At 68.9% G+C, this 14,052-nt stretch carries 14 protein-coding genes and 1 tRNA gene; 7 read left to right on the top strand and 8 right to left on the bottom strand.

Annotated features, from left to right (window positions below; translation table 11 throughout):
- Positions 1 to 49: 49 nt before the first annotated feature.
- Positions 50 to 685 (bottom strand): alpha/beta hydrolase, encoded by a 636-nt coding sequence (locus tag EVJ50_RS08685; RefSeq protein ID WP_150883508.1) that lies wholly within the window; start codon positions 683 to 685, stop codon positions 50 to 52.
- A 49-nt stretch (positions 686 to 734) separates the two neighbouring features.
- On the opposite strand from EVJ50_RS08685, the gene purH reads away from it, so the two are divergent.
- On the top strand, positions 735 to 2,309 hold the full coding sequence (purH, locus tag EVJ50_RS08680; protein ID WP_150883507.1) for a bifunctional phosphoribosylaminoimidazolecarboxamide formyltransferase/IMP cyclohydrolase: 1,575 nt from the start codon (positions 735 to 737) through the stop codon (positions 2,307 to 2,309).
- Positions 2,310 to 2,389: 80 nt separating this feature from the next.
- Positions 2,390 to 2,848, top strand: a complete 459-nt coding sequence (locus EVJ50_RS08675; RefSeq protein WP_150883506.1) for a DUF4079 domain-containing protein — start codon at positions 2,390 to 2,392, stop codon at positions 2,846 to 2,848.
- Between the two features lie 6 nt (positions 2,849 to 2,854).
- Here the strand turns inward: EVJ50_RS08675 and EVJ50_RS08670 are convergent, their stop codons facing one another.
- From EVJ50_RS08670 to sfsA, 4 genes are all read right to left on the bottom strand, one after another.
- The gene (locus tag EVJ50_RS08670) at positions 2,855 to 3,475 is read right to left on the bottom strand and encodes a DUF1997 domain-containing protein (protein WP_370455471.1); all 621 of its coding nucleotides are present in this window, start codon (positions 3,473 to 3,475) and stop codon (positions 2,855 to 2,857) included.
- Positions 3,476 to 3,561: 86 nt separating this feature from the next.
- Positions 3,562 to 4,770: a 4-hydroxy-3-methylbut-2-enyl diphosphate reductase gene (locus EVJ50_RS08665; protein WP_150883505.1), complete on the bottom strand. Its 1,209-nt coding sequence runs from the start codon at positions 4,768 to 4,770 to the stop codon at positions 3,562 to 3,564.
- A gap of 168 nt (positions 4,771 to 4,938) precedes the next feature.
- Positions 4,939 to 6,384: an ammonium transporter gene (locus tag EVJ50_RS08660; protein WP_150883504.1), complete on the bottom strand. Its 1,446-nt coding sequence runs from the start codon at positions 6,382 to 6,384 to the stop codon at positions 4,939 to 4,941.
- Positions 6,385 to 6,490: 106 nt separating this feature from the next.
- Positions 6,491 to 7,222, bottom strand: a complete 732-nt coding sequence (gene sfsA, locus EVJ50_RS08655; protein WP_225323180.1) for a DNA/RNA nuclease SfsA — start codon at positions 7,220 to 7,222, stop codon at positions 6,491 to 6,493.
- A gap of 162 nt (positions 7,223 to 7,384) precedes the next feature.
- Here sfsA and murJ point away from each other — a divergent pair, with 162 nt between their 5' ends.
- Positions 7,385 to 8,998 (top strand): murein biosynthesis integral membrane protein MurJ, encoded by a 1,614-nt coding sequence (murJ, locus tag EVJ50_RS08650; RefSeq protein WP_150883502.1) that lies wholly within the window; start codon positions 7,385 to 7,387, stop codon positions 8,996 to 8,998.
- Positions 8,999 to 9,028: 30 nt separating this feature from the next.
- On the opposite strand, the gene EVJ50_RS08645 is transcribed toward murJ, so the two are convergent.
- Genes EVJ50_RS08645 through EVJ50_RS08635 form a run of 3 tightly spaced genes read right to left on the bottom strand, consistent with a single transcriptional unit; the run spans position 9,029 to position 9,916 of the window.
- Complete coding sequence (locus tag EVJ50_RS08645; protein WP_150883501.1) at positions 9,029 to 9,292, bottom strand: cytochrome-c oxidase; 264 nt, start codon at positions 9,290 to 9,292, stop codon at positions 9,029 to 9,031.
- A 25-nt stretch (positions 9,293 to 9,317) separates the two neighbouring features.
- Positions 9,318 to 9,608: a DUF3181 family protein gene (locus tag EVJ50_RS08640; protein ID WP_150883500.1), complete on the bottom strand. Its 291-nt coding sequence runs from the start codon at positions 9,606 to 9,608 to the stop codon at positions 9,318 to 9,320.
- A complete protein-coding gene (locus EVJ50_RS08635; RefSeq protein ID WP_370455470.1) occupies positions 9,605 to 9,916 on the bottom strand; it encodes a 2TM domain-containing protein in 312 nt (103 codons plus the stop codon). The genes EVJ50_RS08640 and EVJ50_RS08635 overlap by 4 nt, the downstream gene beginning before the upstream one ends.
- Before the next feature lie 88 nt (positions 9,917 to 10,004).
- Here EVJ50_RS08635 and EVJ50_RS08630 point away from each other — a divergent pair.
- The 4 genes from EVJ50_RS08630 (at position 10,005) to EVJ50_RS08615 (ending at position 14,049) form a co-directional block, all read left to right on the top strand.
- Positions 10,005 to 10,078, top strand: a tRNA-Arg gene (locus tag EVJ50_RS08630).
- Positions 10,079 to 10,165: 87 nt separating this feature from the next.
- On the top strand, positions 10,166 to 11,455 hold the full coding sequence (gene glyA / locus EVJ50_RS08625; RefSeq protein ID WP_150883499.1) for a serine hydroxymethyltransferase: 1,290 nt from the start codon (positions 10,166 to 10,168) through the stop codon (positions 11,453 to 11,455).
- A 108-nt stretch (positions 11,456 to 11,563) separates the two neighbouring features.
- A complete protein-coding gene (locus EVJ50_RS08620) occupies positions 11,564 to 12,724 on the top strand; it encodes an MraY family glycosyltransferase (protein WP_150883498.1) in 1,161 nt (386 codons plus the stop codon).
- Positions 12,721 to 14,049 (top strand): competence/damage-inducible protein A, encoded by a 1,329-nt coding sequence (locus EVJ50_RS08615; RefSeq protein ID WP_150883497.1) that lies wholly within the window; start codon positions 12,721 to 12,723, stop codon positions 14,047 to 14,049. The genes EVJ50_RS08620 and EVJ50_RS08615 overlap by 4 nt, the downstream gene beginning before the upstream one ends.
- The last annotated feature ends 3 nt before the right edge of the window (positions 14,050 to 14,052 follow it).

The raw sequence follows: 14,052 nt of genomic DNA, 5'->3' as shown, positions 1-14,052 counted from the left end.
GGCCTCTGCCCGGACAGGCCGGCGGGTGGGTGATTCCAGGTGGGCCTGATCAGCCTGCGGGCCCGGTTCCACCTCTCGTTCCGATCCCGTGGCTGATCAGGGTCTCCCGCATCGGCTGCAGCAGCGACGGGTCGATGGCGTGGCCCCCGGAAAAGTCCGTCCAGCTCACAGCCCCGCCGCGGCCCCTCAGCTGCTCGGCCAGCGAGCGACCCGCCGCCTCCGGCACGACCGGGTCCTGCCGGCCATGGCTGAACCAGATCGGAGGGATCCGTTCCGGCGGGCTCCACTCGGGATGGGGATAGGCGCTGCAGGCCAGGATCAGGGCCACCGGCAACCGGCAGGCCACGTCCACGGCCATCGCCGCCCCCTGCGAAAAGCCGAGGATCGCGGTGCGGGACAGCGGAATCTCCGCCCCCAGGTCCAGCAGCGTCTGCCTGAGCAGGTCGCGTGAGGCGGTCAGGCCATCCCAAACGGGGCTGCTGAGGTCGTACCAGGCCCGGCCCACCCCGTCCGGATGACGGCCGGGGGCGCGCAGCGCCAGCAGTTCCACGCCGGCCGCTCCGGCGTCGGGAAGCAGCTCTTCCGCCAGGGGCATCAGATTGTCCGCATCGGCTCCCCAGCCGTGCAGCAGCACCAGCCGGGCCTGAGCCGGGCGGGCACCGCGGCGGATGCAGCTGAGCTCCATGGGTGCTGGGTGGGGCACTGTCTAGCTTGATGGAAGCCCCCCGCCCGCCATGGCTCCCACCGCCCTGCTGAGTGTCTCCGACAAGCGGGGCATCGTCGATTTCGCCCGTGCCCTGAGCGAGAGGCATGGCTACACCCTGCTCTCCAGCGGCGGCACCGCATCGGTGCTGGAGGCCGCCGGGCTGGCGGTGCGACGGGTCTCGGAGCACACGGGTGCGCCGGAGATTCTCTCCGGACGGGTGAAGACGCTCCACCCCCGCGTTCACGGCGGCATCCTGGCGCGCCGGTCCGACCCGGCCCACCAGAGCGATCTCGCGGACCAGGCGATCGACCCCATCGACATGGTGGTGGTGAACCTCTATCCCTTCATCGAGACGGTGCGGGATCCGGCCGTCAGCCTGGAGCAGGCGATCGAGACAATCGACATCGGCGGACCCGCCATGGTGCGTGCCGCGGCCAAGAATCACGATGATGTGGTCGTGCTCACCCGTCCCGACCAGTACGCCCCGGTGCTGGAGGCCCTGGATCAGGACCGTTGTGACCTTGCCCTGAGGAGGAGCCTCGCCCTGGCGGCCTTCCAGCACACCGCGGCCTATGACCGGGCCATCAGCGGCTGGCTGGCCGGGCGGATCGGGCAGGCGCCGGATCAGGAGAGCTCCGTTGACGGCCCGGCGCCGGCGCCACTCGTGCTGGAGGTCCCCGTGCGCCAGTCCCTCCGCTACGGCGAGAACCCCCACCAGGCCGCCACCTGGTTCGGTCACCCCGATCAGGGCTGGAGCGGCTCCAGGCAGCTGCAGGGCAAGGCGCTCAGCGCCAACAACCTGCTCGATCTCGATGCCGCGCTGGCCACCGTCTGTGAGTTCGGTTACGGCGGCGATGCCTCTCCTGCCGCCGTTGTGGTCAAGCACACCAACCCCTGCGGCGTGGCTGAGGCCGCCTCCCTTCCACAGGCTCTGGAACGGGCTCTCGACGCGGATCGGACCTCCGCCTTCGGGGGCATCGTGGCCCTCAACCGTGAGGTGGATCCCGCCACGGCCGGGCTGCTCACCGGCCTGTTCCTGGAATGCGTCGTGGCACCGGCCTACAGCAGCGGGGCTCTGGCGGAACTGGCCGGGAAGCCCAACCTGAGGCTGCTGGAGATGTCGACCGGCTGCCTGGAGCGCTCTGAGACCAGCCAGCTGCGCAGCATCCTGGGCGGTGTGCTCCGCCAGGACAGGGACGCGGAGCCGTGCGATCCATCGCAGTGGCAGGTGGTGACCCAACGCCCTCCCAGCGAGGCCGAGCGCCTGGATCTGGCCTTCGCCTGGCGCCTCGTGCGCCACGTGCGCTCGAATGCCATCGTCGTGGCCGCCGGCCAGCAGAGTCTCGGCATCGGCGCCGGTCAGATGAACCGTGTCGGCTCCGCCCGCATCGCTCTCGAGCAGGCCGGCGAACGGGCCCACGGAGCCGCCCTGGCGAGCGATGGGTTCTTCCCCTTCGACGACACGGTCCGGCTGGCGGCCGCAGCAGGCATCACGGCGGTGGTGCAGCCCGGAGGCAGCCGCCGGGACGCCGACTCGATCCGGGCCTGCGATGAACTCGGCCTGACCATGCTCGTGACCGGGCGGCGCCATTTCCTCCATTGATCCGGGGGCCGGCGGCCCGGACGCATCGGTGGGAAGGGCGGCTGTAGCTTTTGAACCGTTCTGTCGCAGCCGACGCTTCGATGCCTGAGTCCCTGGCCTTCGGTCTCAACTTCGTGCATCCGCTGGCCATGTGGAGCCTGCTGGCTCTCAGTGGTTACGCCCTGGTTCTGGGCCTCAAGGCCAAGAAGATCCGCACCGGTACGCCGGAGGAGCGCAAGGAACTGATCAAGGGCCGCTTCCCCCAGCGCCACTACCTCATGGGCAGTGCCGTTCTCGCTCTGATGGTGTTCGGCACGCTCGGCGGGATGGCCGTCACCTATCTGAACAACGGCAAGCTGTTCGTCGGTCCCCATCTGCTGGTGGGACTCGGCATGTCCGGGCTGATCGCCCTGGCCGCGGCCCTCTCGCCGCTGATGCAGCAGGGCAACGTGCTGGCTCGCAAGGCCCATGTCGGCCTGAACATGGGGTTGATGACCCTCTTCCTCTGGCAGGCCGTCACCGGCATGGACATCGTCAACCGGATCTGGTCCAGCCGTTGAGTCGGATCAGAACCGGGCGTTGAGCCGGGGTGGTGTCGGCTGTCCTGTGGTCTGGTGGAAATCCTCCTGAACCTTCCAGGTCAGGGAGCGCGACACCGAGCGGACGATATGCCGCAGCAGGTGATCGCCGCTGCTCTGCACCAGACGATCCGGCAGCAGGTTGAGCACGGCCGGCAACCGGATCCAGACCCGCAGGTCCAGCGTCCAGCGGACGAGGGTCATCCGGGAGGACTCCTCATCCAGGCTCAGACTGGCCTGAAAATCGATGTCGTAGAGCGAGTCACCGTCGTGTTCCGGCTCTGAATCCAGAGTGACGATCCTGTAGGTGCCGGAGTGCTGGGGCAGCAGCTCGAGGGCCAGGGTCGGCTGCACCTCGAACCCAAGGTTGCTGAACCGGGCCAGGGTGAGGCGATAGCCGTTGGCCCCGATCGGCTCGGTGCCCATCGGATGGGCGCAGCGGCGGAACCAGCCCTGATGGCAGTCCAGATAGGCCCCTACCTGTTCAGTGCCTGCAGCCATCTCCATGACATCGGAGAAGCGGCTGGAGTAGAGACGCACGTTGTCAGACTGACCGTCCTGCAGGCGCGGCTGGAGCGCTGGACGGGGCAGGGGCAAGGTGGTGGTCAAGGGGAGTCGGGAGAAGGACGCGATCGCCCGCTGTGAATGAATGTAACGCCCTTGCCCGGACTCTTCCGTTGCCGCTGTGACAGCGCTCAGGCCTCGCTGAGGTCCATCAGCCGCCGGATCACGTCTTCCACGACCCGGTCGGGCGTCGACGCTCCCGACGTGATGCCCACCGTCAGTGGGCCCTCAGGCAGGAAGGGCTCCTCCATGGCCAGATCGGCGCCGAGGGGCTTGTGGGTGATGCGGTTGCCGGGGCCGATCCGTTCCGGAGTGTCGATGTGGAAGGAGCGGATGCCCCGGCTGACGGCGATCTCCTGGAGATGGGTCGTGTTGGAGGAGTTGTAGCCCCCGATGACCACCAGCAGGTCGAGCGGCTCATCCACCAGGGCGAACATCGCGTCCTGCCGCTCCTGGGTGGCATCGCAGATGGTGTTGAAGGCCAGGAAATGGTCGTTGAGCTCCTGGGGGCCGAAACGGCGCAGCATGGTGCGCTCGAACAGCTTGCCGATCTCCTCGGTTTCGCTCTTGAGCATCGTGGTCTGGTTGGCGACGCCCAGTCGCAGCAGATCCCGGTCCGGGTCGAACCCCGGCGAGCAGGCCCTGGCGAAATGCTGCATGAAGCCGGCCCGATCCCCCTGACCGCTGGCACTGGCGAGGATGTAGTCGCACACCATCTGGGCTTCCTTGAGGTCGAGCACCACCAGATAGGTGCCAGCGAAGGAGCTGGTGGCCAGGGTCTCCTCGTGCTTGACCTTGCCGTGAATGATCGAGGTGAAGGCGTGCTTCTTGTGCTTCTCAACGGTGTTCCAGACCTTGGAGACCCATGGGCAGGTGGTGTCGACGATGTGGCAGCCGCGCTCATTCAGCAGCTGCATCTCCTGCACCGTGGCGCCGAAGGCCGGCAGGATCACCACATCACCGCTGCGCACACCGGAGAAATCCTTCACGCCCCCGTCGACGGGGATGAACAACACATCCATGCTGCGGAGATGGTCATTCACCGAGGGGTTGTGGATGATCTCGTTGGTGATCCAGATCCGCTCGCTCGGGTAATGGCGCCGCGTTTCGTAGGCCATCGCCACGGCCCGCTCCACGCCCCAGCAGAAGCCGAAGGCCTCAGCCAGCCTGACGCTGAGCCGGCCCTGGCGCAGTTGATGGCCGTTGTCGCGGATCGAGCCGATCAGTGAGCTCTGATAGGCCTGCTCGAGACTCGTGGCCACTTCACTGGCGCGTCCGAATCCGCGCCTGTTGTAACGCTCCGATTTGTGCAGAGAGCGCTTGAAGGCGTGGGTGTCCATGGGAGATCAGGCAGTGGACGAGGCGGGGAAGGCGTCGGGCCGCTCACCGTCCAGCCGACTCTATGGGGGATGGGTCGCGTGGCGGCGTGACGGCCGAATGAAAAACCCGGGCCGCAGGGCCCGGGCGTGGGGTCGAGGCCAGGCCTCGAGACTGGATGGAGGGGCGGGTCAGCCGGCGGTGGAGGCGAAGTCGGGATAGGCCTCCATGCCGTGCTCGCCGATGTCGAGACCTTCGAGTTCCTCGGTCTCGGTGACACGGATGCCGCCGAAGATGGCGCCGATGATGCTCCAGGCGATCCAGGCGGTCACGGCCGCGAAGATGCCGTAGGCCAGCACTCCGACGATCTGGTAGCCGAGCTGGGCGAAGCCACCGCCGTAGAACAGGCCTGAGTCCATGTTGAACAGGCCGACGGCGAGGGTGCCCCAGATGCCGCAGGTTCCATGGACGGAGAAGGCACCAACCGGATCATCGATCTGGAGGCTGTCCAGAAGGGCGACCGAGAACACGACCAGTCCGCCGCCGATGAAGCCCACAACCCAGGAGCCGGCCATGGAGAGGCCATCGCAGCCTGCGGTGACGCTGACCAGGCCGGCGAGAATGCCGTTGATGGTCATGGTGATGTCGGGCTTGCCGCCGCGGAACTGAGAGATCAGGGTGCCCGAGATGGCACCACCGGAGGCGCCCAGGGTGGTGGTGACGGCGATGTAGGGAACGGCCGAATCCATGGCCAGCTGAGAGCCGGGGTTGAAGCCGTACCAGCCGATCCAGAGGATCAGGCAGCCCAGGGTGGCGATGGCCAGGTTGTGGCCGGGCAGGGCCTGGGGCTTGCCGTCGGCGAACTTGCCGATGCGGGGTCCAAGCAGCATGGCGCCGACCAGGCCGGCCCAGGCACCGAAGGAGTGAACGATCGAGGAGCCGGCGAAATCAAGGAAGCCCAGCTCGCTCAGCCAGCCGCCGTTCCACTGCCAGGACCCGGAGATGGGGTAGAGGATGCCGACGAGGACGAGGGAGAAGATCACGAACTCGCCGAACTTGATGCGCTCGGCCACGAGTCCGGAAACGATCGTGGCTGCCGTTGCAGCGAAGGCGACCTGGAAGAAGAAGTCGACGGTGGGGACCAGTGCTCCTTCGGTCACCATGTCAGGCGTGACTTCGGGGTTGAAGAACAGACCCTTGAAGAACAGCCATCCGGGTACCACGGCATCGCCGTACATGATCGAATAGCCGATGAACCAGTAGGCCGTCGCGGCAAGGCCAAAGACGATCAGGTTCTTGGTGAGGATGTTGACAGCGTTCTTCTGCCGGCACATGCCGGACTCCACCATCGCGAATCCGGCGTTCATGAAGACGACCAGGATCGCGCAGACGAAGATGAACATGTTGTTCGCCAGGAAGGCTGGCGTGAGCTCCGGAAGCTCGGCGGCACGTGCCGACAGGCCGAAGATGCCGAGCCCGAGAAGGGCCAGAGGCACACAGGCGAGCCAGAGGAGCGTGCGGTGGGATGTGAGGCCGCGAATCTTGCGCGCCAGGAGCATCGGCGCCTCAAGGAGGCTCGCTTCCTGCAGTCGACGTGCCGGACGTCGCCGCGGAGGCGAAGGCGTGGCAGAGATCATGAGTGGTTGGGTTGCAGAGGCTGCACGGGAGAGCAGACGATCGAAGGGCAATCGTTGCTTGCCAGGCAAAACTGACCGCCCCTGAACCTTTGGCTCGTCGCAACCGCTACACAATGTCCAACTGACTGAGTCGCACCGGACACACGCCGTGCCAGTGGATGGCGGCCGCCTCGAAGGCGAAGCGGCAGGGAAGCACCCGCACTCCACCCAGCACTGCATCGCGGAACAGGGCCCCGTAGCGCGGATCGGCCGCGTCGCCCGGGGCGAAGCGCGTCACGTCCGGACGGCTGAGGCAGGGCACCAGCAGAGCGGAGCCGGTCTGGGCCACGGTCTTCAGGTCCAGCAGATGCTTCTGACCCCGTTCGGTCACCGTGTCGGGGAACAGGGCCAGATCCCCGTCGCACCAGGTGGTGTTCTTCACCTCCAGATGCACCGCACCGGCTGGCCCCTCCACCAGCAGGTCGATGCGGCTGCGCCGGTTGGGGCCGTAAGGAACCTCCCCGCGGATGCGATCAATCGGCCCCAGCCATGGGGCGAGGGCACCGGCCTCGATGGCGGCCCGCACGAGCCGGTTCGCCAGCGCGGTGTTCACCCCGACCCAGACCGGCTCGCCGGCTGCGCCCATCACCTCGGCCTGCTCCCAGCTCCAGGCCAGCTTGCGGCTGGGGGATGGCGCATGCCGCAGCCGGACCCGGCCACCGGGGTGGAGCACGCCGCTCATCGGGCCGGTGTTGGGGCAATGGGCCGTGACGGTGCTTCCGTCCGCCAGGGCGACATCGGCCAGGAATCGCTTGTAGCGGCGCAGCAGGGTTCCCTCCACCAGGGGCGGGAAGGTCATCAGCTCCGTCCCCAGCGGCAGCCCTCCGGCCTCAGGGGTGCTTGCGGGCTGCTGCCTGAGGCCGCAGGCGGAGGGAACGGTTGGCTCAGGCATGGATGCGGCGGCGGACCGGGGAGAATCCCGCCCAGTGTTCAGGGGCCGGGCCCCGCCCGACACCCCTCCATGGCCAGATCTCTTCGACGCATCGCTCTGATCGTGGCCATCGCCACCGCGATCAGCAAGGTGGCCGGCCTGGTGCGCCAGCAGGTGATCGCGGCCGCCTTCGGGGTGGGCGCCGCCTACGACGCCTACAACTACGCCTATGTGCTCCCCGGCTTCCTGCTGATCCTGCTCGGGGGCATCAACGGCCCCTTTCACAGCGCCATGGTTAGTGTGCTCGCCCGCAGGCCGCGCTCCGACGGAGCCCATGTGCTGGCGGCGATCAACTCGCTGGTGGGTGTGGCGCTGCTGCTGGTCACGCTGCTGCTGCTGCTGGCGGCCGATCCCCTGATCCGGCTGCTCGGGCCGGGCCTCGATCCGGAGCTGCACCGCATCGCCGTGGTGCAGCTGCAGGTGATGGCCCCGATGGCGCTGTTCGCCGGCCTGATCGGTCTGGGGTTCGGTGCGCTCAATGCGGCCGATGAGTTCTGGCTCCCGTCCGTCAGCCCCCTGCTCTCGAGCGCCGCCGTGATCGTGGGCATCGGCTGGCTCTGGTGGAGCCTCGGCGATGCAATCTCCCTTCCCGCCCAGGCTCTCCGCGGCGGTGTGGTGCTGGCGGCCGCCACCCTCGCCGGGGCCGCCCTGCAGTGGCTGGCCCAGCTGCCGGCTCTGATGCGGCAGGGGATGAACAGCTTCCGGCTGGTGTGGGACTGGCGCCATCCCGGGGTGCGCGAGGTGCTGCGCGTGATGACCCCGGCCACGCTCTCCTCGGGAATGCTGCAGATCAATGTCTTCACCGATCTGTTCTTCGCCTCCGGCATCCCGGGCGCGGCCGCGGGTCTCGGCTACGCCAACCTTCTGGTGCAGACGCCGCTCGGCCTGCTCTCCAACATGCTGCTGGTGCCGCTTCTGCCGGCGTTCGCGCGCCTCACGGCTCCGGAGGATCGGGCTGAACTGGTGCAGCGCATCCGTCAGGGACTGATGCTCTCCAGCTCGAGCATGCTGCCGCTCGGCGCGCTGATGGTGGCTCTGGCCGGCCCGATCGTGGCCCTCGTCTACGAGCGAGGCGCCTTCGCCGGCCAGGCCGCCTCCCTGGTGGCCGGCCTCCTGATGGCCTACGGCCTGGGCATGCCGGCCTATCTAGCCCGGGATGTGCTGGTGCGGGTGTTCTACGCCCTCGGTGATGGCACCACGCCCTTCCGGCTCTCGCTGCTGGGCATCGGACTGAACGTGGTCTTCGACTGGCTGTTCGTCGGAGGGCCCACGCCGATGGGACTCCAGCTCCCATGGCTGAACTTCGGTGCCCCCGGCCTGGTGCTGGCCACCGTGGCGGTGAACCTGATCACCTGCGGGGCCCTGCTGGCGGCGCTGCAGCAGCGGCTGCAGGTGCTGCCGCTTCGGGCCTGGGGACGGGACACGCTGGTGCTCGCGGCGGCTGCCGCTCTAGCCGGTCTCACTGGCTGGGGCCTCTCCAGCCTGGTCCTCTGGCCAGCCGGCCTGGCTGGCCTGCTCTGGCAGTGCGCCCTCAGCGGCGCCGTGGCGCTCCTGGTCTATGGCGGCGTCGCCGGGGCGGCGGGGATCCCGGAGGCGCGCCTGATGATGCGGAGCCTGGCCAGCCGCCTGCCCGGGCGCTCCTGAGAGCGCCGACCGGAGCCCTCCGGCCGGGGGTCAGGCCTCCTCGGCCCGCACCTGCCGCTCGTCCCGCACCTGCAGGGGAAGTTCCAGCTGCTGCCGCCCGACCAGTGCCGCGCCGCCCACCGAGAGGATGCGGGCCTCGATGCCGAACTCCCGGAAGGCCGACTCAAGCTCCTGGATCAGGGCCTTCTCCACCTGAGCCTCAGCGTCCATCACCGTGCCGATCAGCCGCTCACCCAGTCGGCCGACCCGCCGGCGCATCACCTCGCGGGCGTTGCTGATCTCGATGACGAGCACGACGCTTCAGGGAGGCAGGGCAACCTTATCGGCCGAGCTCATCCAGGATCTCCTCGAGATCCCGCAGCTGGCCGCTGGGCAGAAGCCGGGCCAGGGGCAGTTTCGAACTGCCCCCGCCCAGAGGCACCTGCACGGCCTCCAGGCTCTGGCGTGCGGCGATGACGCTGCCCTGATCAATCCGCGCGGCGCATTCGATCGCCAGGGTCTTCGCCAGGCCCGCATCGCCCAGATACAGGTGCCAGCTGGCCACCTGCAGGTAGAGGCGGTCGGCGATGGCCAGTTCCAGCTCGCGCAGACTGTCGCTGTTCAGGCTCATGGCGTCTCGGGAGGCAGCGCGTCCCCGCCGGAGCCGGCGGCCCGGGGGGCCGGTCGCATCAGCACCACTGTCACAGCGTGGGCGACCAGACCGGCTCCCCAGCTCAGGGTGAGCCAGTCGAGATGGCTCCAGCCGTGGCGCAGCTCCTGCACGAACCAGAGCCCGCTGTTCACCGCGGCGAAGAGGGTGGCGTGCAGGCAGAGGTTCACCACCCGCTCGAAGTGTCGGTAGGTGGGGTCGGTCCGGTCTCCGGTGCCGTACCAGCGGATCGGCATGCTCTGGGCCGTGTCGATGGGTGCAGGCCCCATTCTTGCCGTGGCCCACGCCTTCCCCGGCGCAACGGGGGCAGGCACCGGTGTTGACGGAGGGGCAGGGCATGGGGTGTGATGAATCCATGCGCCTGTAGCTCAGCGGATTAGAGCATCTGACTACGGATCAGAGGGTCGGGAGTTCGAATCTCTCCAGGCGCGTCCCCAGCCATTTGTCGGGTCCATTCGTGGCCGAAGCCTCCACCGGGCTCTGTCTACGATCGGTTCACACTCCTATGACCGACCGCCATGGTGGATCGCGCCGGCATCGCGCTCAACTCACCGCTGCAGGCGTCTGACCCTGAGCTGGCCGCCCTGATCGGGCTCGAGACCCGCAGGCAGCAGGAGCATCTCGAGCTGATCGCCAGCGAGAACTTCGCCTCACGCGCCGTGATGGAGGCCCAGGGTTCCGTGCTGACCAACAAATACGCGGAGGGCCTGCCGCACAAGCGCTATTACGGCGGTTGCGAACACGTCGATGCCGTCGAGGAGCTCGCCATCTCGCGGGCCAGGGAACTCTTCGGCGCCGCCTGGGCGAATGTCCAGCCCCACAGCGGTGCCCAGGCCAACTTCGCCGTCTTCCTGTCCCTGCTGAATCCGGGAGACACCATCCTCGGGATGGATCTCTCCCATGGCGGCCACCTCACCCATGGCTCGCCCGTGAACGTCTCGGGCAAGTGGTTCAAGGCGGTGCACTACGGCGTGGACCCTGAGACGCAGCAGCTCAACCCCGAGTCCATCCGTGCCCTCGCCCTGCAGCACCGTCCCCGGCTGATCATCTGCGGCTACTCCGCCTACCCCCGCACGATCGACTTCGCCGCCTTCCGCTCGATCGCCGACGAGGTCGGGGCCTATCTGCTGGCGGACATGGCCCACATCGCCGGGCTGGTGGCCGCCGGCGTCCACCCCAGCCCGATCCCCCACTGCGACGTGGTCACCACCACCACCCACAAGACCCTGCGGGGCCCCCGTGGTGGGCTGGTGCTCTGCCGCCATGCCGAGTTCGCCCGCCGCTTCGACAAGGCGGTCTTCCCGGGCACCCAGGGCGGGCCGCTCGAGCACGTGATCGCCGCCAAGGCGGTGGCCTTCGGGGAGGCTCTGCGCCCCGAATTCCGCGAGTACTCCCGTCAGGTGGTGGCCAATGCCAGAGCGCTGGCGGCGCGCCTGCAGGAGCGGGGCATCGATGTGGTCAGCGGCGGCACCGACAACCACATCGTGCTTCTGGATCTGCGCTCGATCGGCATGACCGGCAAGGTCGCCGATGCCCTGGTCAGCGGCGTCAACGTGACGGCCAACAAGAACACCGTTCCCTTCGACCCCGAGTCCCCCTTCGTCACCAGCGGTCTCCGGCTCGGCACCGCCGCCATGACCAGTCGGGGCTTCGATGAGCAGGACTTCCGCGTCGTCGCCGACGTGCTCGCTGATCGGCTGCTCCATTCGGAGGACGCCGCCATCGAGCTCTCGTGCCGTGAGCGCGTGGCCGAGCTCTGCCGCTCCCACCCTCTCTACGAGCCCGAGCGCAGACTGGCCACCGTCTGAAGCTGCCCCCCGCTCACCGGGTTCTCCGGTGGCGCTCCCTAGGATCACATCTCTGTCCTTCGTGAGATCGCGCTCTCACCGGCCGGGCTCCCCTCCCTTGCCTCTTCCGTGACGCCACCGAGCAGCCCCCTGCTGACCGCGGTCGTCGCCTTCGCCAGTGCAGCCGTTCTCACAGCCGCCGTCGTGCCGGTGGTCCGCTCCTTCGGCCTCCGGTTCGGCGTCACCGACCAGCCCGATTCCCGCAAGCAGCACTCCACGCCGATGGTGCGTCTGGGTGGTGTCGGCATCGTGGCCGGGTTCGCTCTGGCCCTCGCCATCACCTGGTCCATCGGTGGGTTCGGGGCTCTGCCGCCGGCCCGCGATCAGCTGATCTGGACCACCCTGGCCGGTGGACTCTGCTTCTTCCTGATCGGTCTGGCGGACGATCTCTTCGCCCTGCCCCCCATGCCCCGTCTCGCCGGGCAGGTGGCCGTGGCCATGGTGGTCTGGAGCCAGGGGGTGCGGATCGGGGCCATCGCCCTTCCCTGGCACGAAGGCAGCACGGCCCTGGCTCTGCCCGACCAGCTCAGCCTGCTGGCCACGGTGCTCTGGCTGGTCGGCATCACCAACGCCATCAACTGGCTCGACGGGCTGGACGGCCTGGCGGCGGGCGTGGCGGGGATCGCCGCCATCGGCCTGCTCTCGGTGAGCTTCAGCCTGCATCAGCCGGCCGCAGGTCTGCTGGCGGCAGCGCTCTCCGGGGCCTGCCTCGGATTCCTCCGCTACAACTTCAACCCGGCCCGCATCTTCATGGGGGACGGAGGGTCCTATTTCCTCGGATTCACTCTGGCGGCGATCAGCATCGTCGGCCCCGCCAAGGGTCTCACCAGCGTCAGCCTGCTGCTGCCGCTTCTGATCCTGTCGCTGCCTCTGGCCGACATGTCCGCGGTGATCATGGGCCGGCTCAGCGAGGGCCACTCCCCCTTTCACCCCGATCGCCGCCACCTGCACCATCGGCTGCTCCGGGCCGGCTTCAGCCACCGCCTCACGGTGCTGCTGATCTACGTGTTCACTCAGTGGCTGGCGGCTCTCGCTCTGGTGGTGGCCAATGCCGAGATGCGCTTTCTCTGGCTTGCCCTGGCCACGGCCATCCTCGTGGGCGTGGTGGTCTACTGCCGTCGTCGGCTGGCCCTGGCGTCGGAGCGCAACGTGGCCGGCGCCTCGCCGATGCCCGATGAGCCCGGAGTGGCCAGGGAGGATGCGGTGCGCGGCCCGGGTTCCGGAGCATGAGCCCCGACCGTTCGCCGTGGCCCGCCCATGCGGCCGAGGTGCTCTGCGTGGGAACCGAGCTGCTGGTCGGCTCGATCCTCAACGGCAACGCCCGCTGGCTCGCTGAGCGACTCTCCGCCCTGGCCCTGCCCCACTACCGCCAGGGTGTGGTGGGCGACAACCCGGAGCGCCTCGCCGCCATGGTGCGTGAGGCGGCCGGTCGCTGCCGCTTCCTGATCACCACCGGCGGACTGGGCCCCACGCCGGACGATCTCACCGCGGCGACGCTGGCGGACACCTTCGGCGAGCCGCTGGAGGAGCGGCCGGCCCTCTGGCAGGAGCTGCAGGACCGGGCTCTCCAGCTGGGCCGTCGGCCCGATCCCGCTCTGCGCCGACAGGCCCTGCTCCCTCCCAGCGCGACGCTGCTGCCCAATCCGGTGGGTTCGGCCCCCGGCATGATCTGGACGCCCGATCCCCGCCGCGTCGACTTCCCGGTGGTGGACGGATTCACCGTGCTCACGTTCCCTGGGGTCCCCGCCGAGATGCGGGCGATGTGGGAGGCCACCGCCGCGGGCTGGCTGGCCAGCCGGGCCGGGGTCGATGGTGTGATCCGGCATCGGACGCTGCGCTTCTCGGGGCTCTCGGAATCCGCCCTGACGGACCGGGTGCGTGATCTGATGGCCCTGGAGAACCCGACCGTGGCGCCCTATGCCGGCCTGGGAGAGGTTGTGCTGCGCCTGTCCGCCCGGGCCCCGGGCAGCGCCGAGGCCGCTGCAGCCCTCGAGCCCCTGGAGATGGAGATCCGCAAACGGACCGGTTCCTGCTGCTACGGGGTGGACGGCGACAGCCTGGCCTCCGTGGTGCTGGAGCTGCTGCGCCGCCGCCGCCAGACCCTTGCCGTGGCGGAATCCTGCAGCGGTGGCGGCCTCGGCGTGGCCCTCACGGCGGTTCCCGGCGCCTCCGATGTCTTCCTCGGAGGTGTGATCGCCTACGCCAATCCCATCAAGCAGCAGCTGCTCGATGTGGATCCGGCCCTGCTCGAGCGTCACGGGGCCGTCTCCGATCCGGTGGCCGCGGCCATGGCGGAGGGCGTGAGGCGTCGCTTCCGCAGCGACTGGGCCCTGGCGCTCAGCGGTGTGGCGGGTCCGGGCGGCGGCACGCTGGACAAGCCCGTCGGCCTTGTTCACCTGGCCCTCGCCGGCCCGGGCGGCACCCACGCGCAGGAGCTCCGCTTCAGCGCGCGGCGCGGCCGTCAGGGCATTCAGCAGCTGAGCGTGGCCGCGGCCCTCGATCGGCTGCGCCTGGCGCTGCTGGAGCCGGGCGATCCGCCTCCCCCCGGGTCCTAGCCT

The sequence above is a fragment of the Synechococcus sp. RSCCF101 genome, from assembly GCF_008807075.1.
Classification (GTDB): Bacteria; Cyanobacteriota; Cyanobacteriia; order PCC-6307; family Cyanobiaceae; genus RSCCF101.
The sequence above is the reverse complement of the archived record's forward strand: the minus strand, read 5'-3'. Positions and strand labels throughout refer to the sequence as shown.